The 23,496-nt window shown below is 65.6% G+C and carries 21 protein-coding genes and 4 pseudogenes; 7 read left to right on the top strand and 18 right to left on the bottom strand.

Annotated elements, in window-relative coordinates; all coding sequences use genetic code 11:
- Positions 1-5: 5 nt before the first annotated feature.
- On the bottom strand, positions 6-1,061 hold the full coding sequence (locus EET10_RS19715) for a PPE family protein (RefSeq protein ID WP_051490306.1): 1,056 nt from the start codon (positions 1,059-1,061) through the stop codon (positions 6-8).
- Positions 1,062-1,077: 16 nt separating this feature from the next.
- Positions 1,078-1,377: a PE family protein gene (locus EET10_RS19710; protein ID WP_036400209.1), complete on the bottom strand. Its 300-nt coding sequence runs from the start codon at positions 1,375-1,377 to the stop codon at positions 1,078-1,080.
- A 106-nt stretch (positions 1,378-1,483) separates the two neighbouring features.
- Between EET10_RS19710 and EET10_RS19705 the strand changes: the two genes are divergently transcribed.
- Entirely contained in the window at positions 1,484-1,978 is a 495-nt protein-coding gene (locus EET10_RS19705; RefSeq protein WP_244602021.1) for a MarR family winged helix-turn-helix transcriptional regulator, read from the top strand.
- A gap of 27 nt (positions 1,979-2,005) precedes the next feature.
- Here EET10_RS19705 and EET10_RS19700 read toward each other — a convergent pair whose 3' ends face one another.
- The 3 genes from EET10_RS19700 to EET10_RS29715 form a co-directional block, all read right to left on the bottom strand.
- On the bottom strand, positions 2,006-3,967 hold the full coding sequence (locus EET10_RS19700) for a SpoIIE family protein phosphatase (protein ID WP_122502423.1): 1,962 nt from the start codon (positions 3,965-3,967) through the stop codon (positions 2,006-2,008).
- Between the two features lie 123 nt (positions 3,968-4,090).
- On the bottom strand, positions 4,091-4,807 hold the full coding sequence (locus EET10_RS19695) for a GAF and ANTAR domain-containing protein (protein WP_063467261.1): 717 nt from the start codon (positions 4,805-4,807) through the stop codon (positions 4,091-4,093).
- A gap of 26 nt (positions 4,808-4,833) precedes the next feature.
- Complete coding sequence (locus EET10_RS29715; protein WP_167480203.1) at positions 4,834-5,001, bottom strand: hypothetical protein; 168 nt, start codon at positions 4,999-5,001, stop codon at positions 4,834-4,836.
- Positions 5,002-5,167: 166 nt separating this feature from the next.
- Between EET10_RS29715 and EET10_RS19690 the strand changes: the two genes are divergently transcribed.
- Entirely contained in the window at positions 5,168-5,728 is a 561-nt protein-coding gene (locus EET10_RS19690; RefSeq protein WP_122502422.1) for a hemerythrin domain-containing protein, read from the top strand.
- Between the two features lie 96 nt (positions 5,729-5,824).
- On the opposite strand, the gene EET10_RS19685 is transcribed toward EET10_RS19690, so the two are convergent.
- The 3 genes and pseudogenes from EET10_RS19685 to EET10_RS19675 all read right to left on the bottom strand — a co-directional run.
- Positions 5,825-7,030, bottom strand: coding sequence for an amidohydrolase family protein (locus EET10_RS19685; RefSeq protein WP_036400202.1), 1,206 nt, complete (start codon positions 7,028-7,030; stop codon positions 5,825-5,827).
- Between the two features lie 71 nt (positions 7,031-7,101).
- Positions 7,102-8,103 carry a hotdog fold thioesterase gene (locus tag EET10_RS19680; protein ID WP_122502421.1) on the bottom strand — a complete coding sequence of 334 codons (1,002 nt, stop codon included), beginning with the start codon at positions 8,101-8,103 and terminating at the stop codon, positions 7,102-7,104.
- An 80-nt stretch (positions 8,104-8,183) separates the two neighbouring features.
- Positions 8,184-8,576: pseudogene (locus EET10_RS19675) on the bottom strand (hypothetical protein); the annotation flags it as partial.
- 144 nt (positions 8,577-8,720) lie between these two features.
- On the opposite strand from EET10_RS19675, the gene EET10_RS19670 reads away from it, so the two are divergent.
- The 4 genes and pseudogenes from EET10_RS19670 (at position 8,721) to EET10_RS19660 (ending at position 11,700) form a co-directional block, all read left to right on the top strand.
- Positions 8,721-9,020 carry a hypothetical protein gene (locus tag EET10_RS19670; protein WP_063467280.1) on the top strand — a complete coding sequence of 100 codons (300 nt, stop codon included), beginning with the start codon at positions 8,721-8,723 and terminating at the stop codon, positions 9,018-9,020.
- A 16-nt stretch (positions 9,021-9,036) separates the two neighbouring features.
- Positions 9,037-9,414 (top strand): annotated as a pseudogene (locus EET10_RS32405) (PPE domain-containing protein); the annotation flags it as partial.
- A 107-nt stretch (positions 9,415-9,521) separates the two neighbouring features.
- The gene (locus EET10_RS29265) at positions 9,522-10,883 is read left to right on the top strand and encodes a hypothetical protein (RefSeq protein ID WP_246013661.1); all 1,362 of its coding nucleotides are present in this window, start codon (positions 9,522-9,524) and stop codon (positions 10,881-10,883) included.
- Positions 10,884-11,136: 253 nt separating this feature from the next.
- Positions 11,137-11,700 carry a hypothetical protein gene (locus tag EET10_RS19660; RefSeq protein ID WP_036400704.1) on the top strand — a complete coding sequence of 188 codons (564 nt, stop codon included), beginning with the start codon at positions 11,137-11,139 and terminating at the stop codon, positions 11,698-11,700.
- A gap of 253 nt (positions 11,701-11,953) precedes the next feature.
- On the opposite strand, the pseudogene EET10_RS19655 reads toward EET10_RS19660, so the two are convergent.
- The 5 genes and pseudogenes from EET10_RS19655 to EET10_RS31730 form a co-directional block, all read right to left on the bottom strand.
- Positions 11,954-12,182, bottom strand: a pseudogene (locus EET10_RS19655) (ISAs1-like element ISMul1 family transposase); the annotation flags it as partial.
- 78 nt (positions 12,183-12,260) lie between these two features.
- Positions 12,261-13,781 (bottom strand): IS1634 family transposase, encoded by a 1,521-nt coding sequence (locus EET10_RS19650; RefSeq protein WP_036400320.1) that lies wholly within the window; start codon positions 13,779-13,781, stop codon positions 12,261-12,263.
- 108 nt (positions 13,782-13,889) lie between these two features.
- Positions 13,890-15,728: a hypothetical protein gene (locus tag EET10_RS19645; protein WP_246013660.1), complete on the bottom strand. Its 1,839-nt coding sequence runs from the start codon at positions 15,726-15,728 to the stop codon at positions 13,890-13,892.
- 535 nt (positions 15,729-16,263) lie between these two features.
- On the bottom strand, positions 16,264-16,536 hold the full coding sequence (locus tag EET10_RS31735) for a creatininase family protein (RefSeq protein WP_276860428.1): 273 nt from the start codon (positions 16,534-16,536) through the stop codon (positions 16,264-16,266).
- 89 nt (positions 16,537-16,625) lie between these two features.
- A pseudogene (locus EET10_RS31730) lies at positions 16,626-16,718 on the bottom strand (creatininase family protein); the annotation flags it as partial.
- Here EET10_RS31730 and EET10_RS31725 point away from each other — a divergent pair.
- Entirely contained in the window at positions 16,708-16,836 is a 129-nt protein-coding gene (locus EET10_RS31725; protein ID WP_276860425.1) for a hypothetical protein, read from the top strand. The pseudogene EET10_RS31730 and the gene EET10_RS31725 overlap by 11 nt on opposite strands.
- A gap of 86 nt (positions 16,837-16,922) precedes the next feature.
- On the opposite strand, the gene EET10_RS19630 is transcribed toward EET10_RS31725, so the two are convergent.
- The 5 genes from EET10_RS19630 to EET10_RS19610 all read right to left on the bottom strand — a co-directional run bounded on the left by EET10_RS19630 (position 16,923) and on the right by EET10_RS19610 (position 23,491).
- Positions 16,923-18,692 carry a PE family protein gene (locus tag EET10_RS19630; RefSeq protein ID WP_036400190.1) on the bottom strand — a complete coding sequence of 590 codons (1,770 nt, stop codon included), beginning with the start codon at positions 18,690-18,692 and terminating at the stop codon, positions 16,923-16,925.
- Between the two features lie 122 nt (positions 18,693-18,814).
- A complete protein-coding gene (locus tag EET10_RS19625; protein ID WP_036400187.1) occupies positions 18,815-20,305 on the bottom strand; it encodes a class I adenylate-forming enzyme family protein in 1,491 nt (496 codons plus the stop codon).
- Entirely contained in the window at positions 20,302-21,237 is a 936-nt protein-coding gene (locus EET10_RS19620) for an acyl-CoA dehydrogenase family protein (protein ID WP_036400184.1), read from the bottom strand. Before EET10_RS19620 ends, EET10_RS19625 begins: the two co-directional genes overlap by 4 nt.
- Complete coding sequence (locus EET10_RS19615; protein WP_174719703.1) at positions 21,234-22,400, bottom strand: acyl-CoA dehydrogenase family protein; 1,167 nt, start codon at positions 22,398-22,400, stop codon at positions 21,234-21,236. Before EET10_RS19615 ends, EET10_RS19620 begins: the two co-directional genes overlap by 4 nt.
- Entirely contained in the window at positions 22,397-23,491 is a 1,095-nt protein-coding gene (locus EET10_RS19610) for an acyl-CoA dehydrogenase family protein (RefSeq protein ID WP_122502829.1), read from the bottom strand. Before EET10_RS19610 ends, EET10_RS19615 begins: the two co-directional genes overlap by 4 nt.
- Between the last annotated feature and the right edge of the window lie 5 nt (positions 23,492-23,496).

Here is a 23,496-nt window from a genome sequence, read left to right as displayed (position 1 = left end):
TGGCACTATCCGATGTACTGCGATTGCGGAAGGACGTTGAGTCGCAACAGGTCTCGCACAGCCACGCTGCCGGCTTGTTGCGGGGACTTCGAACTCCCGGGAATCCCGCTGACCAGGCTGCCCAACCCACTTCCAACGCCCGGCTGTTGTACAACCGAGTTGACAGCCGGCAGGGCGTCGACGCTGCTGCCGGCCAGTGCTCGCGGAGCGGGCATCGTCGCCGCCGTCGCGCCGGCCGGCTTGGGTGGCACCGATAGCCCGCCGACCCTGGCCGCCCGGCCGAGCCCGGCCGACACCGTACCGGCGACTTTCACCGCGTCAGCTGCTCCCTGGGTGGGGACCATCCCCACGGTCACGCCGGCGGGCATTATGAGGTCGCGCAGCGCACCGGGCACGAAGCACAGGAGTGACAGCACCGAGACGACGGTGGAACTGATATTCAGCGTCTGCAAGGTCACAACGGCCGCGTGCACGATCTTCCGCGTCTCCGCGCCGGCTGCCCGGCTGGCCGAGGCGGCGTGCGACGCCAGCCCGGCGGTGTTGGTGGTTCGCGGCGGCGGCACGAACGGAGTCAGCCTCGTCGCGGTATCCGACGAGGCCGCATAGGCGTACATGGTGGCTGCGTCCTGGGCCCACATCTCGCCGTAATGCGCTTCGGTGGCGGCGATCGCCGGACCGTTTTGGCCCAAGATGTTCGTCGCGACCAACGTTGCCAGCAGCGCGCGGTTGGCTGCGATCACCGGCGGCGGCACAGTGGCCGCGAACGCCGCTTCGTACGCCGACACCGCAGCCCTGGCGTGGGTGGCCGTTAGCTCGGCATCGGCAGCGGTCGCGCTCAACCACCCCACATCGTGTGCGGCCGCCGACGCCATCGATGTCGACGCGCAACCCTGCCAAATGGCGGTCAGTCCCATCATCGCCGAGCGGTGTGCGTCGGCCGCCGAATGCAGCTCGGCGGCCAACTCGTCCCATGCGGCCGCCGCGGCCAGCAGCGGCCCCGCGCCTTGACCGCAGTACATCCGCCCCGAGTTCACTTCGGGCGGCAATGCTCCGAAATTCATTCCAGTAACCTGGGTTTCAGCGGGCTAGCATCGCGTTGGCAGCCTCGGCCGCCGCATACGAACGGCCGCTGGCCAGCAGGACCGCCACGAAATCCTGGTGTATGGCCATAGCTTGAGCACTGACCTGCTGGTAGCGCTCGCCGTGAACGCCGAACCGCTGGGCGGTCAGCGTCGATACCTCATCGGCGGCTGCGGGGATCACCGCGGTGGTCACGGCAGCCGCTGTGGCATTTCGCGCCGCCACGGCCGAGCCGGCAGTCGCCAAGGCAGTGGCGGCGGTGCTGAACGCGTCAGGTTCTGTGATGACGTACGCCATGTCTTCCTCTCCTGGGCCAGGTGACTATCTGGCCAAAATTTGATGACGGTATTGTACGTATGTGAACTATTGAGAATGCAAGTGTGAGTCTTGTTACTATTTGCATGTGAACAGAACCAATGAGGGCGGCTCGCGAGCGGGTGTTCGGCTCAGCGAGCTGGATCCCAAGCAGGAACAAGCCTGGGAGCTGTGTATTCATTCGGCGGCGTTGTTGCAACGCACTCTCGATGCCGAGCTGCGTGCCGAGTGTGGCATGAGCCTGCTCACCTTGGACACCCTGGTGCAGTTGTCCCGCGCGCCCGGGCAGGCCCTGTACATGAAGGACCTGGCGACGGCCCTGGTCTACAGTGCCAGCGGGATCACCCGGATAGTTGACAACCTGGAACGATCGGGTCGTGTCGCGCGTAACCCGGATCCGGCCAATCGCCGGGCCACGTTAGTCCAGCTGACCCCGCGAGGGCTTGGTGAGCTGCAATCAGCGTGGCAGCTTCATGCCCGGGGGGTCGAACGTTGGTTCGCCAAACACGTCAACCCGCGTCAGGCGAATGTTCTCGTCGAGGTGTTCGGTGCGGTGACCGCGGATTTGGAACGGCTGCGGTAATGCAGGTTAGGGAGCTTAGTGCCGGCGTCAATCTTCGGCGAAGACGTTCTCGGCGTCGCCGCTGACCACCGGTATCCGGACCAGCGACAAGACGTGGTGTGCCGGGCTGCCCGGAGGCGCCATCAGCACGCAATCACCGCCCTGTTTGCGTGCCCGGTCCCGGGCGGCCACCAGGGCGGCGACACCTGCTGATCCGAGGTGGGTGACGGCACTGAGATCGATCGTCAAAGACGCCAGACCCGAGCGGCTTTCGACGGCGATCTGGCTGTCCAGGGTCGTCGCTGCGTGGGCGTCGACGTCGCCGCGTACGACGATGCGGCCGGGCACGGCGAGCAAACTGACGAACTCCGTGTCGATCGCAGCTGGGTAGGCGGTACGGCTGACCACCGCGTCGGTGACGAACTGCGCCGGCCGGGACAGCCGATGGGTGATGGTGGCGGTGGTCCCGTCGGCGCCGTGGCTGACGTGCGATTCGCCGACCAGGGCCGCGGCCATCGCGAGTCCACGCCCGCGGCCCTTTTCGCCTTCGCGGTGATCCTTCCACATGCCCCTGTCGATCACCGATGCCCGCAGTTTGCCGTGACCGTCCAGCGTCGCCTCGACCACGAGACCGTCGGGAACCTCTGTGCCGTAACCATGTTCGACCGCATTCTCGACGAATTCGGAGATCGCGTGCACGACATCGGAGATGTCGGCGGAGTCCGCGCCGATCTGCACAAGCCATTCACGGAGCCGGGCGCGGATCCGGCGCGCGGCGTGGATCGTCGCGTCGGTCGTCATGCACAACGGTGCCGCCGGGATCCGGCGTTGTGCCGCAAGCAGTGTGACGTCGTCGTTGTAACCGGTGGATCGCAGCAGCAACTCGAGCGTTTCCGAGCACAGGCGGTCGATCTGCCGCGCCGGCGCATCGATGACGAAGCCGCCGCCGCTGGCGATGGTTGCCGCCAGTTCGGCGAATTCCGCCGTGCTGGCCCCCAGCGGCCTACCCGGGCGTTCGACCAGACCGTCGGTGTACAGCATGATCGAATCGTCGATGTTGAGCATCTCGGTACGCACCGGGAATCCCGCTGCGCTGCCGAGCGGACCCGCGCCCGACGGCTCCAGGTAGCGGGACTTCGCATCGGCGGTCACCAGCAACGGCGGTGGGTGCCCGGCGGTGCAGTACTGGAATTCTCCGGTGGCCAGGTCGAGGGAGCCGACGCAGATCGTCGCTGAGGTCGAGCCGGGCACTTGATCGTGGAATGACTCCACCGCCTGCAGGGCCTCGGCGATGGTGTGGCCTGCCCAAATCTGCATGCGCAGCGCCGTGCGCAACTGTGACATCACCGCCGCGGCTTCCACCCCATGGCCGACCACATCGCCGACGATCAGCACCAGCCGATCCCCCAGGGCCACTGTGTCGAACCAGTCCCCACCGGCCGCGGTGTCCCGGGCAGCGACGAGATACTGCGCGGTCAGGTCGGCGCCGGAAACGACGGGTACTGACGGAGCGAGCAGCGCCTGCTGCATCACGATGGCCGAGTCACGGACGTGGCGGTACCGCTCGGACAGTTCCTCGACCTGCGCTTCGGCGGCCAGTCGTTCCCGTACCCGGCTGGTGACGTCATCGAAGATGATTTGCACGCCCTCGATCGATCCGTCAGCCCGGCGTCGTGGCGTGACGACAAAGTCGAAGAATCGCTCCTCGATTCCGGAACCGTCGAAGTCGGCCTGCAGCCGCCACTCGGATCCGGACTGTGGCTCGCCGGTTTGATACACCCGGTCGAACATGTGGTAAATCTGCTGTCCCTCGAGTTCGGGATAGACCTCGCGCGCCAGCTGTCCCACGCCGACAAATGTCGGGCTGAGGGTGCGATACGCGGCGTTGGCTGCGACGAAGCGGTGGTCAGGTCCATCCAAGCCCACCAGCATGGCGGGCACATTCTCGAAAATCCGGCGAACGTCGTCTGCTGTGCCGACCTTCTTGTCCCAGTCCATGTCGGGCGCCATGTGGCTGTCCCTCCTACGGACCGATCGAGCAACAAGGCAAGCGCGTCGACGGATCTCGCCAACGGCCAATAATCAGATTAGCAATGCCCACGACCAGGTCGCGGCACCAAAAGTTCGGTCGATTCAGGTGGCATTCGTGTTGAGCACCCGGTTGGCGGTCTCAGGCAGTACCTGCCGATACTTCCCGGACAGTTGGGTCAGCAGCACAAATGCCGCAGACGCGTCGATGTTGAAGCGTTCCATCAGCACACCGGTCGCTTGCGCGATCAGGTCACGGTCGACCAGTGGTTCGCGTCGTGCCCGCGTACGGCGGTCGGTTTCGATGGCCAGGGCCGCGTGTGCCGCGAACGTCAAGGAAATCTCCTCGGTTTGCTCGTCGAACGCATTCGGGTGCTCGGCGTAGAGATTCAGAACCGCTCCGCCGTTGGAGTGCCCGAACAACTGGATTGACAGCATCGAACGGACCGAGGTCTGAGACAGTACCTCCTGAGTGAAAACCGGCCACCGGGTCTCACTGTTGACGTCATCCACCCGCCAGATTCGTTGCTGCTTGGGCACTTCGAAGCACGGACCCTGTAGATAACGCTGCGCGATGTTGTCGATGACAAGGGAGTCGACGTCGCTGGCTGCCACCGAGCGGATGACACCGCGGTGGGTGATCAACGTGATCCCGGCATGGCTTACGGCCGGAATATGCACTGCCGCAGCGGCTGTGATCCACTTCAGCCGTTTGGTCGTAGTCATCTCTTTGCTGTAGCCGTCCAGTAATTCCGCTGCGGCTGCGTCGATATCGGCTGCCTCGGGTGACTTGGCGACGAACTTCTCGCCGGGCCGGTTCACCGCGTCCTCCTGTCGGGTGATGTGCGCTACGCAAGCTCGACGATCGGGCCGTCGCTTTCGGGTCGGCGCATGCTCGGTAAAGGCAACGACTCCGACCAGTCCCGGCGCTGGTCTCGGTCGAGATCGGCGATCAGCAACGCTTCGCGCACCGAGGGACGTCCGGCGCCAAGCACCCGTCCTCGTCGCCTCTGCACGGTTATCGGGTACCCAGACGGCCCGCCAACAACCCCCGAATTCGGCGGGGTGGTCTGGATCGTGGCGGTGTGGGTTTGTGGTTCTGCCGATCGGGTAGCCGATACCACGCGCGACTACCAAACAGCCCACGCGCACTGAGCGCGATTGAGACCGAGGAGGACATTCGTGGCGAAGGCCGCTCTGAAATCACCGACCGATGTGATCGACTTTCTCGTCGACCAGCACGAGCAGATCAAATCGCTGTTCGCGAAGACATTGTCCAGCTCGGGTAAACAACGAGAAGAGGCGTTCCTCGAGCTGCGTCGCTTGCTGGCGGTGCATAAAACCGCCGAGGAGGAAATCGTCCATCCGCGGGCCAAGCGCAAGATCGCCGGCGGGGAGGCGGTCGTCACCAAGCGCCTGGAGGAAGAGCACGAAGCCAAGACCGTGCTCAGCGAACTGGAGAAGCTCGACGTCGACAGCGCCGAGTTCACCAGCAAACTCACCAAGCTGCGCGATGCCGTCGTCGACCACGCCGAGCATGAAGAAGCCGAGGAGTTCGCGAGACTGGGCGACGAACTGAGCAGCGGCGAACTCGAACGGATGGGCCGCGCCGCCAAGCTGGCCGAGGCGACCGCGCCCACCAGACCCCACCCCGGAGTGGAGTCCCAGATCGCGAACCTGATGGCCGGACCGTTCGCGGCAATGCTGGACCGGGCACGCGACGCCATTGTCGGCAAGGGCTGACTCGGCGGCCGATTCGCCGAGGTAACCCGAACCAGAAGTAGCCCGGTGCGCGAACCACCGGGCTACTCCGGCTACTCCGGCGGGCTGCTCGGGCGATTAGGCGCTGACCGGTTTGGTTGCCGGCGCTTCGACCTTCATCACTTCCATCATGTTGCCGCCCATGATCTTTGCGACATCTTCCTGGTCGAAACCGGCAAGTTCGTCGACGAACGAAATCGGGTCCTTCAGGCCTTCCGGGTGCGGCCAGTCGGAACCGAAGACCACCCGGTCGGTGCCCACCATCTTCACGATTTCGGAGAACCGATCCTCCCAGAACGGGCTGACGTAGACGCAGCGCTTGAACGCCTCGATCGGGTCTTCGCTGAACGCGTTCGGCATCTTCTTGTAGACGCCCTTGAGCCCCTTGAACAGGTGCGGTACCCAGTCTGCGCCGTTTTCAATGGACAGGATTCGCAACTCCGGATTGCGGGATAGCGCGCCATGGCAGACCAGCGCACCCATGGCATCCTCGATCGGCCGGTGTCCCATCGCCAGGCTCCGGAAGGCGGTCGGCTTGAACGGCAGGAACTCGTCGCCGGGTTCCCACACGTTCATGAATTCCGAATAGCCGCTGTCCGATGCGTGCATCGAAACCGGGATCCCGGCGCGGATGCAGGCTTGCCAGAAGGGGTCGAACTCCTCGAAACCGAAGGAGCGGCTGCCGCGGTAGCCGGGTACCGGGGCCGGTCGGACCAGCACCGTGCGAGCGCCACGCTCCAGGCACCACTCGAGCTCTTGAAGCGCCCGATCCACGATGGGCAGGGTGATCACCGGGGTGGCGAAGATGCGGTCCCGGTAGTTGAACGACCAGGTCTCGTACATCCATTGGTTGAGCGCGTGGATGACGTCGTGGGTCGTCTCCGGGTCGTCCTTCATTCGCTCCTCGACCAGGCTGGCCAGGGTGGGGAACATCAGGGCGTAGTCGATGCCCAGCTCATCCATGACTTCCAGCCGGGGGCCCGGCTCCCGGAAGGCCGGGATCGCCTTCATCGGCTCACCCATCACTTCGCGGTAGCTCTTGCCTCCGCTGCCGTGCCGGAAGTACTCCTCCTGGGCGCCCGGGCGGGCCACCACTTCGAACGTCGGGTTGGGGATGTATTCGCTGATATGGCCGCGCACCACGATCTTGGTGCGCCCGCGGATCTGCACGTAGTCGATCACGTGCTTGCGCTTGTCGGGCAGGAACTTGGTCAACGCCTCCTGCGGCTCGTACATGTGGTTGTCGGCGTCGAACACCGGAAAGGGAAGCTCGCGAGACGGCATGGCGATCTCCTTGTAGAAGTCTCGATTCTCAGCATCTGGTAATGACGTTACCACCTCGCGCGAGGGTTCCGCTAACCGCTGTCGTGGCTGTCTTTGCGGTCGATGACGGCGAAATTCACCGTTGCCGTTGCCGCGAGTTCGCTATCGCTGTCCCCGAAGATGTCGATCTGCATGACCAGGGATCGCCGGCCGGCCCGCAGCACCTGCGGTACCGCGAGGGCGGAGCCCTGCCTTATGGGGCGCAGGTAGCGGATGAAGAGGTCGGCTGTCGTCATGGCGGTCCCCGGCGGCAGATACTCCAAGCCCAGCTGTCCGCCGGCCACGTCGGCGAGCGTGGCGATCAAGCCACCCTGCAGCGCTCCGGAGGTGTTGACCACCTGCGGACTGACCGGCATCGTCATCGCGAAGGCGTCGTCGTGGGCGGTGGCTGGGCGCATCCCAATCTGGGCGAACAGTTCGGCCAGTGAGGACACCGGCTGATCGTCGACATCCCGAATGCCCAGGGCGCGGCTGCAGAACTCGTACAGTTGGCCGGCGTCGATGGGCGTTCCGTTCAATTCGGTTCCCAGCCAATGCAATCGGAGCGCACCCAGCACCGTGTGCATGATGATGGCAGCCGCGGCCCCGACGTCGAGACCGGGGTTGAACACTCCCTCGGTGATGCCTTGCCCGACGATATCGCGCAGCAGTCGATGCAGGGGCGATAGCACCCGCGCGTATTCACGGGGCCGGTTCTCGGCCAGGTACTGGTTGTAGAGGCTCAGCGCCCGGTTGAGGCTGTCCTGGGTATTGGACTCCGGTCGCGCGCTGATGCGGTCGATGACCAGCTTCAGGGCCGCGGTGCTGTCGAGCCCGGCGGTTTCGGTGCGCCACAGCTGTGCCGTCTGCGCCATGGTCCTGTCGAACAGGGCCAGCAGTAGTTCGTCCTTGCTGCCGAAATGCTGGTAAAACGCCCGCAACGAGGTCTTGGAGCGCGCGACGACTTCCTGCACGGTGAAGTCGGTACGCCCGGTCTCGCCCAGAATTTCGACCGCCGTCTTGATGAAGCGATCGGCGCGCGTTACTTCGGCCACGGGCGTTCTCCTCTTCCGGCGCCACAAGACAGGGCGCTTCGAGAATGAGGTTACCGGGTTTGCGGTGATTCCCGCGAAGCTCAGAACGGGGGAGGCTCATCTGGTGGCGCGGGGCCGTTTTGGGTGGGATGGTCGGGTGAGGTGGTGCGGGAGTTGCGGTTGCGTCGGCGTTCGCCGGCGATGCGCTGGGCTCGCTCTTGGGCGCGGGTGCGGCCGCGTATGGGCATCATGGTGGTTTTGTCGGTGCAGTGGTTCGGTGGTGGTGTGGTGTGCTCGGGAAGCTCGCCGGTGGGTGCGCACAAACTTGGGAATAGCAGGGCGCTGCCGGGGGTGGTGACATGGGTGCGCTCGGCCGGGGAGGTCAAGATCAACGTTCCGTCGGGCAACTGCTGTTCGCGCCAGCCCCAAAAAGTCTTGACCAAATGGTGAGTTCGGCAGTAGCACTTGAGATTTGACGCATGCGTGAGCCCGCCCTGTGGTTGGGCTTGCGAGCCTGGCGTGGCGGTTTGTGCGGCCTGCGGGCTGGCTGGTGCGGGGTTTGTGTCGTGCGGGGTTGGCGGGTGCGGTTTAGGCTTGGCCGACGTTGGTCTGCGGGCAATAAGTCGGGGGTCTGAGTGGTGGTGTTTGCGGTGGAGCCGGCTGTGGTGGGAGCGTCGGCGGTCAGCCAGGCGGGGTTGGCGGCGCAGCATGGTGCTGGTGTGGCCGGTTGTGCGGCGGCGTTGGTGGGGGTGGTGCCGATGGGTGAGGTTGCTGATTCGGCGGCGTTCGCTGGGGTGCTGGCTGGGGTGGGGGCGGCGTATGTGAGCGCCGCTGGTGAGCATGCGGCGGCGCGGGGGGTGTTTTCTGATGCGCAGTCGGGGGCGGCCGGGATGACGGTGGCTAGTGAGGCGTTGCGCGCGGCGGCGATGACGCTGTAGCGGTTCGGGGTTTGGGGTGTCGCATCCGTGGCCGGCGTTTCCGCCGGAGGCCAACTACACGGCGTTGGCGTCGGGGTCTGGTCCGGCATCGACGTTGGCGTATGCCGAAACGCTGAGCGCGCAGGCGGCGAACTTGCAGGCGGTGGTAGCGGCCTCGGCGGCCAGTGGGGCCGCCACGTACGGCGGCGGTTGGCGTGGGGTGGGTGCGGCGGCGTCGGCGGTCAGCCAGGGTGCGCTGGATACCCAGCATGAGTTGCTGGCGGCGGCGCTGCTGGAGAAGGCATCCCATGTCGCGGCGGCGGCCGGTGCGCATCAGAGTGCGGTGGCCTCGATGGTCACCGCGCAGGAGGCGGTGGCCAATCGATGCGATGAGGCCACCGCCCGGCAGCTCAACCCGTTGGTGTGGGGGGCGTTGACCCCGCAGATCGTGGCGTTGAATCTGCAGTATGACGGGCAGATGCGGCCGCGGGGGCGGCCTAGGGCGCGACCTACGGGGCGGCGTTGCGCGCGGCCGCGGCGGCGGTCATGGTGCCGTTTCCGCCGGCGGCGGCGGGGGGATCGCCGGCTGCCGCGGTGGTGGGGTTGGCCGACACCGGGGCGATCAGCGCGGCCGAAGCAACCCTGCAGGCCGGCGAGCAAGGCGCCCGCGCGGTCATCGCCCCGCCAACCGTCGGTGCCGGGATGGGAGGTGCGCCGCCGGCGCCGTTGGCCGGCTCGGTCTCAGCGTCGGCGTCCCCAAGTGGTGCCTCGGCGGCGGCCACGCCCGCCGGGGCTTCGACGCTAGCCCGGGCGCCGCAGCCTCCGATGGGGATGTTCGCCCAAGTCGCACCCGCCGAAGGAATCGCCGCCCCAGCCATCGAGGGGCCGGGTTCAGCGCAGCTCAGCGAGGCGCTGCAGAGCCGCGCTGACACCCTCTCCCCGCCAGCCGGATCGGGTCCAAGAACCGCTGGTGTGATCAGCGGTTATCCGGGTGCGGGAACAACCAGCTACATCCGGCCTACCGGTGACGGGTTCAGCCCACCGGCCGCGCAGCGACCCGGCAGCGGCGCACCCGCTGGCATGCTCACCACCGCTACGCTGCACAGTCCGGTCACCACCGCGCCCCGCTCGACGGTGCAGCCGCTGGCCTACGTCCACCCACAGCCATCCCAACCCAGCGGCGCGCCGTCACCAGCGCCCCCGCTCGACCCCGGCGAGACCGCCCACACCCTCAACTCCCCACCCCCACCCCAACCTCCGGCACCCCCACCACCGGCCGCCCAACCGGCTACACCACCTGGCGACGCACCCGGTCCCCCCACCGGTAGCGACGGTCCTAACGGCTCCGGGAGCCCCGGCGCCCAGATGCTGGACCAAGGAGCGGGCCAAGCACCCCAAGCGCCACCAATGCTGCCGCCGCTGGCGCCGCAACCACCGATTCCGCCGCCACCGTCTCCGCCGCCGGGCACACCGCCGCTGGGGCAGCCCCCCATTCCGCCCTGGGCCAGCCCACCGCCACCGCCATCGCTGCAAGCGACACGGGAGGCCTACAACCAGTTAATCAACGACATCGACCACCACAATGGAAATCCGCCCAACCCTTCCGATTGGAACGCGGTTCAGGCTTATAACCAAGAAGCCTGGTATTACAACAGCTTGAAGGCCCAGCTCGAGCGCCAATTAGATGCGGCCAACGCACAATACTCACACCCGCCAACGACGCCAAACGCGCCGACATCCCATACTGGACACAACCCGCACCACAACAACCACGTACACCCGGCGCCCAACCACAACCGGGCACGCCTTCAAGCCCAAGTATCGCCGACCAGGCCACAGAAATCGGTAGGGAAATCTCGACTCTCCCGAGAGGAACCAGGCTAGATACTTTAGCGGACAGGATTACGGGACTGCACGTTAGTCAGGAAGAGGCTGTCGAAGCAACAGACATCGCCGCTAAGGCCGCTTTTGGTGAAACTGGGGGAATTGTTAACGTGCCTGACGGAACAAAAGTGGTGCTGCCCGCGGACTTAACGTATGGGAGGGCAATGGTGGTACATCCTGACGGCTCGGTGACGGTTTTTGTGGGCGACCTTCACAAATTCTTGCCGTACATTGGCCGATGAAGGGTGGAGAGATGAACGTATCCGCATATGCAATGATCATTGACTTTGAGGTCTACCTGCTCATGACGATGAGGCTAAGAATGTCAATGGCGAACAAGGAAGCTCAACTCGAAGCCAAGCTGGCCGAGCACGGGCTCTCCTTGGAAGATGCGGAACGCATACATGAGCGAATAGCAAGAGCGCTTAGCGACGAAGATTCCCGGTATGAGAACATGAAAAAGCTGTTAGGCGTTACTGAACAGGACTCTGCAGGATTGAAATACAACAGTGTATTGTGGCCTGGATTCGACTTCAATGCTATAGCCGGCGACGAAGGAGTGCTTGAATCGGCGGGTTACCGGCACGCGAGGCGCAATTCGCCTCGCGTTGATTCCCCTACCGAGCTGCCAACTTGGAGCGTGGACATCGCCGAATTCGCAGAGCGGTTTGACCCCATGACTCTTCGCGGCAAGTGGCCTCTATTCGATGAGTTCTTGCCCGCATACGAGGAGTACGACTTTTTTTGGAATGGAGAACATTACGGTGCACGATTCATCTGGGGCCTATTCTTGTCTTCTTCAATCTACTGGGAGTGAGCTTCTGCGGAGTGTTGTGGCCGGGATTCGACTTCAAAGCCGTCGCGGGTGAAGAAGGAGCGCTTGAATCGGCGCAGTATTGGTATACGGCGTTGGAGTCACCTCGCCGCCGATTCTCCGATCAAGCTGCCTGCTTGATACCAGTAAAGAAAATCCTCACGCGCCAGGTGAGATGTGGTCGCTCGTGGGCTTGGTCGGTGTATCGGCCGGAGTTTTGCGGGGCGGCGGCCGGGCAGGGCTCCGGCGTTGTTGATTAGCAGGCTCGTGAGCTGGGGAATTGGGGGTTGAGGAGGTCGAGGCGGGCGACTGGCGCTGAGGGCGGTGACGCGGCAGGCTTCGGCGATGTTGTCGGCGCCGTTGAGGCGGTGCAGGTTTATCGCGGTGTTACGGAGCGTCGCCAGGACCTGCGCGCCGCTGCCGGTGTGCGCGGTGTGACGGTCCTCGTCGAAGGTCGCATCGCGCACCCAGTGCACGCTGTTGTCGGATGTTGACCGGCGCTCAGGATGAGCATGATGGCGGCGTTGACGGTGAGGACGTGTGGGTATGAAACCTGACTTCGGTCATTTAGTGCGTAGGTCGGCTCCGCTGATTTGGGCGAGGGCGTCGCGTAGGTCGGCGGGCAGTGGATCGGCGGCGGTGAGGGTGTGTTGGCCGGCTCGGATGTCCACGGTGCGGTATCGGCGTGTGGTGCGCACGAATTGCCGGATACTCCAACCGGTTTGGTGTTCGATCCAGTGGCTGACTGCGAGCGCGGCGAACACGATGTTTAGGTGGGCCTCGATGGACTCGCGTTTGTGGTGGTAGATCGGGCGGGCGGCCAGGTCGTGCTTGGACATCCGGAACGCCTTCTCGATCCGCCACAACTGGTGATACGCATCGATGACGAAGTCTGCGGTCTGGCCGGTCAGGTTGGTGGTGTAGCCCTTGATCCCGGCCAACTCGCGGGCTTTGGCTTCTAACTCCCGGTTCACCGACCGGTTCTCGCCGGTCACGGTGATGAACCGGTTGCGTTTGAGGGGGGCCTTCCCGTCGACGGCGGCCTGGGCTTTGGCTACCTGCTCATCGATACCACGCAGGGTGCGCCGGGCCCGGTCAGCACGGTACTGGTAGAAGATGACCCGGTCGGGGATCCCGCGGGCCTTCTCCTTGCTGCTGGCCGGCCAGGCCTGGGTGAAGATGTGCCCGTCAGGGATGTCCTCGCCGGGATGCTTGTCGCGCCATTCGCGTATGACGCCGGGCAGGAACGGGATCCTGGAGCCGAGGATGAAGGTCAGCCCGGCGGCGTAGATCGCTTTCTGGTTGTCCTCGGAGATCATGCCGGCATCAGCGACCACTGTGACATCGGTGAGTTGGTGGGCCTTCTTGAAGGCGTTGATGACGGGCAGCATCGTCTTGGTTTCACCCTTGTCGCCTTCAAATGCGTGTACTGCCAATGGAAATCCAGTCGCATCGGTGAGCAGGCCGATGGTGATCTGCGGTTCGAGCCGACGTTCTTTGGAGAATCCGGGCTCGCGGAATCCGTCGGCCTTATCGGTCTCGAAGTACAGCGTCGAGACGTCGTAGAGCACCAACGACGCCGGCCCCAACGCCGCCTGAACCGCGCACGCCTTGGACAACGCCCGGCCGAAAGCCGCTGTGGCGAACCGCGGCAGGTGCCGGGTCAGGGTGCGGTAGGACACCGTGGCGATACCGGTCTCGGCCAGTACCCGCAGCGAGTCGGCCTTACTGGTCGGCTCGATGATCCGGGCCAGCACCAGATCCCGGAACACCTCATCGGCTCCAGCGGCCCGATCGAAGCCAAGCCGGACATACGCAGCGCACAAGCTGTCCCACAAAAACGCCATCCGCGAAGAGACGATTTCCAAAGAGGCACCGGATATTTCGGTGTCACCGACATCAAGGTCGAGGGTCTGCTGACCTCCAGTAAGCCGCCGTACGGCCGCCGTCTTGAGTGCTTGCAATTCCACCGCGTCATGAGCCGAACCCACATGCTCGATCGAGCGTGCACCGCGCCGCGACGACCACACAATCTGCACCGCTGTCGCCCCCGACTTGGTCCTCACCGTCCGCATATAGGCCACTCCGGCACCCTACGAACCCATCCGTTAGTGCACACATTCCGGCCCCAACGACCACAAAACAGCAGGTCCAAGCGTCGCGCCAACCCCAAACCGGAAAAGTGACCGAAGTCAGGTGATAGTTTCCCCGAACTTCGGGTTAGCGGGTAGCACCAGCTTTGCTCCATTAGGCCCGTTGACAATACCCCCAGTTTGACCCCACGCCGCTTCCCCCGCGGCGTCGGCCGCCTCCGCGGCCTGTTGCTGATTGCCGATGTGCAATTGATTAAGCCTATCCACCAAGGAATTCAGTCTCGAGCCCTTAGGTACGTGTTCCATGACATCTTTACCGATTTGCGTGGCCTGATCGGTAATACTCGGGCTTGAAGGCGCACTCGGTTGGTTTGATGGGGGCTCGGACCGAGCTGTACCCGGCCGCGTGGGGCCTGGGGCGGGTTCGCCTTCTATGGGTATGCCTAAGTCGTTTAAGCGGGCCCGGATTGCGGTTTGGCGTTCGAGGAGAGGACCGCGCGAGGCGATGCAGGCGTTGTGTTGGGCCGGCGGCAGCGGCCCGACGTTTTCGACGCCGCATCGGGCGTTCCACGCCCGTATCTCAGCGTTAACTTTGGCCCATTCTGCGATCGCCTGCTCGGCGCTCATGTCTTTAGGGTCGACCGGCATGGGTGGCGGGGTCGGGTCACGCGGTGGGGGCAAAGATGGTGCCGCCGGCGCCGAGGCTAGCCCTGGCGGGCCGGAGCCCAGCATGTGGACACCGCCGTTGCCAGTCCCGGGCGTTGTAGCAGACGGCGCGGTACCGGCGGGATCGGGGTCGAGTGTGACGGGTGCGGGGGTGGGCGGCGATGACTGCGCGGCCGGGGATTGGTGCGCGTGCGGGGATTGCGTCTGCGGCGGATCGGTGGAGGGCAGGTGTTGCGGTGCGTGCTCGTGCCGCACTTGCCTGGGATCGGCAAACTGCGTCGCTGCGGGTTCGGCAGTCGGCGACGACGGGTGGGGTTGGACGTGTGTTAGCGGGGTTGCCGCGGCAGCAGCGGCCGGTGCGCTGATCGCGGTGGCGGCCGTCGTCGAGACCGCGCCCGTGCTGACCGGGGCGGCCATGGCGGCGATCCCCGAACTCGGCCGGGCAGCCAGCGAGGACAGCCAACCGTCGCCGGTGCCGGCCCCGGCTCCGACGCTGCCGCCGAAGGCGGGCAGGGGGCCGGCACCTGGCGGCAGCGGCACCGGCGGCGCGATGCCCGCCAGCTCGCCGGCCGCTGGTGGGGCTTGCCACGTTGGTGCCGCTGCTGAGGCCGCGGCCTGCGGTGATATGTGCCGTATCAGCGGGCTAGCGCCGGTCAAGGCATCGAGCAGCGACGATGCTGAGGGGGCTGGCGGTGATGGCGGCACCGTCGGATTCGGCGTGTGGGTGGTGGTGATGGCGGCGACCGCCTGGATGTGGCCGCGCACCGCGCCTTCGCCGCCCAGCTCTCCGGCGGAGCGCGCCACGTCGGTGGCGGTCTGCACCTCCTGGCCGGTGAAACGGGTCACCTGAACACGCAGATCGGCGCAGATGGCCTGGGCGGTGGGCTGCCGGGCGTACCAGCCCATCGAGCCCGGCGCATACATCGCGTCGGTGGCCGTCCAGCCCTCGGCGACCGCGAACCCTGACTGGTTGGCCCGCTCGACGGTGGCGAAGATGGAGTGCTTTTGCTGGTGCAGCACGGCGGCCCCGTCCTCGGCGGTGGCCGCTGCAGTATCGAGCAGCTCGGCTTCCTGTTCGGCGGTGATGGCGTGGCGGGCCATCGCGGCCTTCATCGCCTCATCGCCCTGACCCTGCCAGTCCAGCGAGTCGGCCTGGCTCTTGATCGTGCCCACCACCGAGCGGCGGCGCCCCGCCAGCTCGCGCCAGTGCGCGGCATTCTCGGTCAGATGCGACACGGTGTAGCCGCGCAACGCCGACTGGGTGGGGATCACGCGTTACGGGCTGTTCCGGGGATCGTGGTGACCACGTTTTTCAGCATGTCCGCGGCATCGGAGTCGGTGGCTTCATAACCGGTCGCCGCGACCTGGGTCATCCCGGCGCTGGTGGCGATCTTAGGGTGCAGGTCGGCAGTGGCGACCTGGACCGCGCCGGTCAGCGGCGGCGAGCACCGTGGGCCACCCGCCAGACGGTTCCAGCGCTGGTGGCGCGGCGTGGAGATCGAAAGCCTCCACGTGCCAGCCGGTGCTGGTCACCCGCAACTGGGCTGGGTTGACGCGAAGGTTGTCGCCCACGCGGGGATTGTAGCGGTGATGCTCACCGGGCGAGAACGTGTGGGACGAGACCACCGGGCGATATCAGGGATACCCGGCGGATGAGCCCGACCTCCTTGATAGCAGTAAAGAAAGTTCTCACGCGTTGAGTCAGTGCAGCTCGCTGGTGGGGGTTGCCGGGTCATTGGCTGGGTGTTGCGGGGCGGCGGGACGGGAGCGCCAGCGGGCGGTAGCCGCCCTGCCGGATATGCACGGGTTACTGCCTGGTGAGGAGTTCGATCAGGGTGGCGGCGTTGGCGCCGAGGTGGTCGAGGGCTTGTTTGCCCTTGATTTCGGTGGCCTGCGACGGGGAGCCGATGACGCCGGTGGGCGTGTAGGCGTGGCTGCCGAGGCTGGTCAGGTAGCGGCGGTCGTTGGCGGTGTGGTCGCTGGTCTGCCAGCCGTCACGCAGGTAGTCGGGGTGGGTGGCGAGCAGGATGGAGGTTTCCAGTTCGCCGGCGTGCATGTCGTCGTGGTTGCTGCTGTGGATTCCGCGGCGGTGCGGGCCTCGGCGCAGTCTTCACGGCTGGGGTAGAGCCCCACCTTGGTCAGGGCCTGCGGGTGGTTGGCTTGCTGGACGACGTTGGTCAGTACCGCGTTTCCGCCGTGGCCGTTGACGACGATCAGCCCGGCGATGTTCTGGCGTGCCAACGATTCGATGATGTCAGCCACGATCGCGGCCAGCGTGGTGGCGCTGATGCTGATCGTGCCCGGGGTAGGCGGCGTGTTCGTGGGGGCAGCCGAACGCGACCGGCGGAAGCTGAAACACGTTGTGGTGCTGGATAATTGATGAGGCGATAGCGCTGGCGATATGTCAGCGCGCCCATCCGAAGATGGGCCGGTGTGCTTGCGGCACAACGGGATTGAGCGCTGCAGCTAGATAAGCTGACTGGTGACTCCCAAGAGCGACCTGAGTTGGAAACCAGCCAAGAGGGTGCCCAACGCGATGTCAGCCGCTATGGGAGCGCCGAACGCATAGACCAGCCCGCCGGCGGGGTCGCCGTTGAGTGCTTGTTCCAACCCGCTGAGGAACAGGTTGACGTTGTACGACGGCACCGTGGTGAGGATTGCATTCGCGATGTCGGCTGTCGGAAGCAAAGCGGCGTAGGTGTTTGCAGCCGTCCTGGTAATGAAATTGGTGACAGTCGTGTTCGTTGACTGCAGGAAATGGATGAAGTCGGTCGGGGAGAACGCCGCCGGCGAGAGCCCGGACAGCAACGACGGTGCGCCCGCCGCGCCCAGTGGAGTCGCCAGCAGCGCGGTTAGGTCCGGAAAAGTCGCTATCCCGGCGCTGATGTCGTTCATGAACGCGCTGATTCCCTCCTGGGTTCCGATAGCCAAGTAGCCGGGTAGGGAAGTGGTGGCGCTGAGTGGCGGCAGCACTCCGAACGGTGTGGGCACATTCGGCGGCGAGGTCGACCAGCCATAGGCGGGATCCCCGTAGCCCCAGTTGACCAGATACCTCAGGTTCGGCTGGACCAAATCCGCGATCGGCTTACCGACGAATGGGATTGCCCGCACCGGGTCCAGGAGCGGCAAATTTTGGGTGGGAATCATGTAGTAGCTGGTCGAGGTGGGGCCCACGGTGTTGGTCAACGGAATAGCTGTAGCAAGCTGCTCGGGCGTGAGCGTCGCATACTGGCCGTGTAGGGATTGGATACCCATGAAGGCGTTGAGGTCCGCCAGGACATTGATCGGGTATCGGGGAAAGTCGGCGGCGCCGTCGTATTCGATCGTGAAGATCTTGGTCGGGAAGGCATTGTCCGGTGTTGCGCCGTACATTTCGATCCCCAGGCTTGGGAGACTGAGCCCGACGAAACGCTCGAACAGACCTCCGTTGGGGTTCATCGGATTACCGACCAGCGAAAAGTTCAAATTATTGAAGTACGGACTTCCGGCGGCCCCCGAATTGGTGGGGTTCAGCGCCCGCATGACCAGTGATGCGATCATGGCGCTCTGCGATTCGCCCGACACGTTGACGGTGTTTCCGCTGGTCAGTAGCCCTGCGTAGGGGGGGTTTGTGCCGACGAGCGTGTTGGTCAGGATGGTGACGCCCTGAGCCACCGACACGTTGAGGGGCAAAGTCTTGATTCCGGTGTCGATATAGAACCCCTCGGGTGTGAAAAGGCTCTGTACGAAGTTCGGATCGACCGGGAAAAAGGGTGCGATGTACCTCGAGACGATGTTGTTGACAAAATCAATCGAAGGAATCGGGTTCCCACTGCCACCCATGACCAGGGTGTTCACCGCTGCCGCCGCGGGAACCGCGGACGTTAAGGTGCTCGGCACGCTGAGCCCGATGCCGCCCAGCATCGCACGGACGGGTGAGCTGATGGTGGCCAGCGCTTCCGACACCGCGGCGGCATTAGCGGCCTCGGCCTGCGCGTAGGAAGTGGCCGCGGTAGCCAACGCCTGGGCGAAGGCGTCGTGAAACGCGCCGGCTTGGGTCATGACGGCTTGGCATTCCTGGCCATATGCCCGGAACAGGCTCGCGATGAGCTCCGATACCTCGTCGTGCGCCGCGGCTATCACCCCGGTCGTCGAGGCCACCGTGGCGGCGTTGGCCGCGCCGATCGCCGAGCGGATCTGCGCCACGTCTGCCGCCGCAGTCGCCACGAACTCGGGCCGCGTGAGCATGTAGGTCATCGGACCGTCCTCCTCTACGGTGAGGGGCGGGAGGGGCTACCAGTGAGCGTAGAGCGGTCTCAGCGGCGTGTCCGGCGTTTACGCCTCCGCGTTTCCGGCCGCACGTCCACCGTTTGCGAAGCTCAGCCGCCCCGGGCGGCGATCATGGCCGAGCGATTGACCTTGGTTGCCGCCGTGCGAGGAATCTGATCGACGAATTCCACTGTCTTGGGTACTTTGTACTGCGCAAGCCGATTCTTGGCGTACCCGATCACCTGTTGTTCAGTCAGCGGCGCCGCCGCCTGCACCACGGCATGGACCCGGCGCCCCCAGTGCGGGTCCGCGATGCCGATGACCACGACGTCGGCGATATCGGGGTGCCCGGCCAGTGCGGACTCCACCTCTGCCGGAAAGACGTTGGCGCCGCCGGTGATGATCATGTCGGCGCGACGGTCGGTGATGTAGAGGTAGCCGTCGGTGTCCACCTGACCGATGTCGCCGGCCGACCGAAACCCGTCTTCGGTCGACGGAAGTGGCGGCGCGCCACCGAGATAGCGGTATCCCGCACTCATCGGCGCGCGCAGGTAGACCTCGCCTTGCTCGCCGGGGGCCAGCGGCTGCTGCTCGGCGTCCAGGATCCGGATCTCGGTGTCCCGGAAGCCGCGGCCGACGCTGCCCGGATGCGTCAGCCATTCGTCGCCGCGCAGCGCGGTGAGCCCGAGATTTTCGGTCATGCCGTAGGCCATCACAATCTGTTCCGGGCTCAGTAGCTCGAACCAAGTGTGCAGCAGCGTCGGCGGCATCACGGCGGCGCCCTGCAGGATGAAGGCGATGCTGGACAAGTCACGCCGACCGATGTCGGGTACCGCGGCTATGCGCTTGAGCATTGTCGGGGTGGCCGTGAAGTTGGTGACTCGGTATTGCTCGACCGTGTCGACAACCCGCGCGGCATCGAACTTTTCCAGCACCACCAAATGATCGCCGCCCAACAGGAAATGCAGGGTGGCAAAGCCGTTGGTGTGGTACATCGGCGCGGGCACCAGGATGGTCTGCGGCTGGGCCACCGGCGTCCAGGCTGACAAGAACGGCTCGCTGTGCTGAGGCGTCCACAGCGACGGCGCCAGGTTGAGGATCACCTTGGGAACTCCGGTCGACCCGCTACTGCAAATTCCGTGGGCTGTCGGTGAAACAGCTTCGGGCAGTGGGCTTTCCGGCTCGACGGTGGCGCGCACGTCCAGTTCCCACCGGCTTTTCTCGTCGACCACGACGGCGGCGTCGATCACGTCCAGCACCCGGTTCCGCTCCCACTCGGGTAGGTCCCAGTGCATGGGAACCGGAACCGCGCCGATCTTCCAGCAGCCCAGGATGGTCAGTATGAGGTGCACGGAGTTGGGGATCGCGATGGCGACCAGAGAACCTATCTGGGCGCCACTGGCGTCCAGCGCCCGCGCCCATTGATTGGCACGGGCCTCGAGTTCGGCAAAGGTCAGCGTGCGGGTGCTGCCGTCGGGAGCCACGATGGTCAGGGCCGCTTCGTCGCTTCGTTGCTCGGCCAGCTCCTGCAACCTGGTCCCGAACGGGATGCCGTCGACCAGCGGATTGGGGGTGACCGAGGATTCGATGGGACGGCTCATGCGGGCACCGGCCCGGTGAAGAGCGTCTCCAGATAGCCGTCACGGAAAGCGGAGATCAGGCGGCGGCTCAGTGCTTCGGTTCCCAACGGCAACCGGATCAGCGGTTGGGTGTGCCGGTCCAGCACGCTGACGTCGGACTCGTCGCAGAAGCCCAGCGCGCCGAGCAGTTGGTGCGAGGTGCGCAGCACCTGCCGCGCGGTGTCGGCGGCCTTGAGCCGCAGCACCAGTGCGTCTGCAGAACCCCCTTGCGGCGCAGTCGATTGCGGTTGGCTCACGGTGTACTTGGCGAGTTCGAAAAGGCCGCGGACCGCGACGGAAGCATCGGCGACGGCGAATCTGACGGCCTGGAAATCGGCCAGCGGCCTGCCGAACTGAATCCGGCTCCGCACGTGGTCCGTGGCGATGTCCAACGACTGCTGCGCCGCTCCCAGCATCCGCCACGATCCCAGCACAAGGTGAAGGTTAACGTCGCTGTCCGGCACCGTTCCATCGGGCGCGCCCAACATGGCCGGCACCAGAAACGGTCCCAGTTTGGCGGCGGTGCGCGACGCCGGTTGCACCGGATAACGAGTGCCGTCGAGGTCGGTGGCGACCCAGTCACCGGGCAAGTCGCCGTGATCGACGCGGGGTGCTTGCGGATTCACCATCGCCAGGCGGGCGCCGTCGATGGCCAACAGCTCTTCGACGACTGGGTAGGGCAGCGCGGCGGCGCCGGCGGCCTGGCACAGCACCGCGGCGGCCAGCAGATCGTCAGGCGCGGATCGCGCGTCAAGCTCGAATGCACCCAGCTGCACCAGAGCCTCGCGTGCCGCGTAGCGAACGCTGTCGTCGGTCTCGGCCCGCAGCGCCGCCGGCGGGCCGCCCACCCGCGCGAGCCGCTTGACCGCGACGGCGGCGAAGTCGGTAATATCCTGCGGCAGTTCGGTATTCATCGGTGTTCCCCCAAGACGTCACGTGCCACGAGCATGCGCTGTACTTCGATGGTGCCCGACGCCACGGTGGCCGCCTGCGCGTAGCGCCAGTGATCTTCGATCGCGCCGTGTAGCGGGGCCGTGACACCGCTGTCCAGTGCCGCGGGGCCCAGCACGTCGAAAAGCAGCTCGGCGACCTGTTGATCGCAGGTGGTGGTCGCGATACGGGCGGCACTGGCCGCCGCACCCGCCTGCGGGTCGTCCTGCAGCGACACCGCGCGATAGGACAGTAATCTGGCCACCCGTAAGTCAACAAGCGCGCGAACCCAGCGGACGCGAATCGATTCGGGCAGCCGGTTCCATTCGTCGTCGAGTTCGGTGCGCAGCCGGTGCAGCAACGATTCGCAGCGCGCGTAACGGGCGATGCCGACGCGTTCGAAGGCCAGGGCCTCCCGCATCACCCGCCAACCGTCGCCGGGCTCGCCCAGCACATCGCCGGGGAAGGCCGGCACCCCGTCGAGGAACATCTCGTTGAGGTGATGCGGTCCCAGCATCGACGGAATCGGCCGGACCGTGATTCCGGGCCGGTCCATCGGGACCAGAAACAAAGTGAGCCGCTTGGATTTAGGAGCATCCGGGTGTGTACAGGCCGCCAGCACGCACCAGGAGGCCATCTGGGCATACGACGTCCACACCTTCTGGCCGGTGATGCGCCAGCCCCGGTCGTCCCGGCCGTCCGGCACGGCGCGGGTGCGCAGCGACGCGAGGTCGGTGCCCGCCTCCGGCTCGGAAAACCCTTGGCACCACACTACTTCGCCGGCTGCGATCGCCGAGAGGTGCTTGGCCTTCTGTTCTGCCGTTCCGTATCGCATGATCGCCGGGCCGACCCAATTGATACCCATGTACTGCGGGCCGCGCGGCTCGTGGTGGGCCCACATCTCTTCGCGCAGCACGGTCTGTTGCCAGATCGAACCTCCGCCGCCACCATGCTCTTTAGGCCAAGCCAGCGCCAGCAGTCCCTCGGCGGCCAGCAGTTTGCAGAACGACTCGGTGGTGGCCAGGTCCTGGGGATCGTCGGTGCAGGCACCCAGGAAGCCTGCGGGCACATGATGGGAGATCAACTGCCGCAGCCGGGTTCGCAGTTCGCCGGCGTCATCGCCGAGGTCGTAATCCATCGTCGTCATCCCTTCGGCAGCCCGAGCAGCCGCTCGGCGATGATGTTGCGCTGGACCTCGGACGTTCCGCCGTAGATGGTCGCGGCAAGCGCATCCTGGCGTTCGAAGAGCAGGTCGGCGTCACCGGTCGAAGCGGGTCCGGCGGCCGCCGCGCTCAGTTCCCAAACTCGTTGCAGGGTAACCGATCCAAGCAGCTTGAGGATGTCGGTCTCCGGGCTGGGCCGGCCGGCGAGTTCGTTGCTCAGGGCGCGGTAGCCGGTGGCCCGCAGCGCCTCGGCATCGGCCAATAGCGAGCCCAGCTCGGCGTAGATGTCGGGGTCGCGGGTGCCCTGCACCGAGTCGAGGCCGCGCTTGATCTCGACCCAGTTCATGATCCAGATCATCTGGCGCTCATGATGCAACGACGCCAGCGCCACGTTCCAGCCGCCGTTGCAGGGACCCAGAAGGTTGTCGACGGGCACTTCGACGTCGTCGAGGATGACCTCACAGAACGTCTCGTCGGACGCCGACGCCATCCGGATGGGTTCGATCCGCACCCCGGGGGAGTGCAGGTCGAGAATGAGGCAGGAGATGCCGCGGTGTTTGGGCGCATCCGGGTCGGTGCGGGCATACAGGGTGCACCACCGCGACTCGTGGGCCTGCGTCGTCCAGATCTTGTGGCCGTTGACCCGGAACAGGTCTCCGTCGCGCTCGGCGCGGGTGCGCAGGCCGGCGAAGTCAGAGCCGGCCTCCGGTTCTGACATGCCCAGCGCCCACCACTCGTCACCGCGCAGCAGCGGGACCAGCAGCCGGTCGATTTGCTCGAGTGTGCCGAATTGCCGGATGCCGGGAGCGGCGACGTTGGGTCCGGCGATGTTGGGCAGTTTGGGCGCAGAGCGTAGCGCGGCCTCGATCCGGATTTCCATCGCGTCGCGTAGGCTCAGCGAACGGCCACCATGCTCGCGGGGCCAGGTGGGTTGGATCCAGCCGGCCTCGAAGGCGGCCCGCTGATACTCGCGTCGCAACCGAATGTCCCAGCGGTAGTGGCGATATCGCCGGTAGTAGTCGTCGGGCAGGAACTCGGTGAGCCACTCGGCGAACTCTTCGACGTGCCCCGTCATGGGGG

This window comes from Mycobacterium pseudokansasii (genome assembly GCF_900566075.1).
Classification (GTDB): Bacteria; Actinomycetota; Actinomycetes; order Mycobacteriales; family Mycobacteriaceae; genus Mycobacterium; species Mycobacterium pseudokansasii.
This window is presented reverse-complemented; position numbering and strand designations above follow the sequence as displayed.

Coding starts and splice junctions, on each gene's coding strand:
- EET10_RS19620 (WP_036400184.1), bottom strand. CDS start 21,237: ATGAATACCGAACTGCCGCAGGATATTACCGACTTCGCCGCCGTCGCG.
- EET10_RS19710 (WP_036400209.1), bottom strand. CDS start 1,377: ATGGCGTACGTCATCACAGAACCTGACGCGTTCAGCACCGCCGCCACT.
- EET10_RS19715 (WP_051490306.1), bottom strand. CDS start 1,061: ATGAATTTCGGAGCATTGCCGCCCGAAGTGAACTCGGGGCGGATGTAC.
- EET10_RS19610 (WP_122502829.1), bottom strand. CDS start 23,491: ATGACGGGGCACGTCGAAGAGTTCGCCGAGTGGCTCACCGAGTTCCTG.
- EET10_RS19625 (WP_036400187.1), bottom strand. CDS start 20,305: ATGAGCCGTCCCATCGAATCCTCGGTCACCCCCAATCCGCTGGTCGAC.
- EET10_RS19660 (WP_036400704.1), top strand. CDS start 11,137: ATGAACGTATCCGCATATGCAATGATCATTGACTTTGAGGTCTACCTG.
- EET10_RS19700 (WP_122502423.1), bottom strand. CDS start 3,967: ATGGCGCCCGACATGGACTGGGACAAGAAGGTCGGCACAGCAGACGAC.
- EET10_RS19615 (WP_174719703.1), bottom strand. CDS start 22,400: ATGACGACGATGGATTACGACCTCGGCGATGACGCCGGCGAACTGCGA.
- EET10_RS19685 (WP_036400202.1), bottom strand. CDS start 7,030: ATGCCGTCTCGCGAGCTTCCCTTTCCGGTGTTCGACGCCGACAACCAC.
- EET10_RS19630 (WP_036400190.1), bottom strand. CDS start 18,692: ATGACCTACATGCTCACGCGGCCCGAGTTCGTGGCGACTGCGGCGGCA.
- EET10_RS31725 (WP_276860425.1), top strand. CDS start 16,708: ATGTCAGCCACGATCGCGGCCAGCGTGGTGGCGCTGATGCTGATCGTG.